The 230-nt window shown below is 66.5% G+C and carries 1 protein-coding gene; it reads left to right on the plus strand.

Features of this window, described 5'->3' with window-relative positions:
* Positions 1–230, plus strand: a 230-nt coding sequence (locus CVH10_RS24990; protein WP_181244783.1) for a Dyp-type peroxidase domain-containing protein, incomplete at both ends; no start/stop codon positions are given.

Raw genomic sequence — 230 nt, forward strand, 5'->3', positions numbered from 1 at the left:
GACCTGCTGTTCCACATTCGCGCCGCACGGCAGGACCTGTGCTTCGAGATGGCCGCGCAGATCGTGAAGCGCCTCGCCGGCGTCGCCTCGGTCACGGACGAGGTGCATGGCTTCCGCTACTTCGATGATCGCGACTTACTGGGCTTCGTCGATGGGACGGAAAACCCCGTCGAGCAGGGGGCGAGAGCTGCCACGGTGATCGGGGCGGCGGACGATCCGGTCTTCGCTGG

Origin of the sequence: Halomonas sp. ND22Bw (genome assembly GCF_003011945.1) — a bacterium.
GTDB classification, from domain to species: Bacteria; Pseudomonadota; Gammaproteobacteria; order Pseudomonadales; family Halomonadaceae; genus Halomonas; species Halomonas halophila.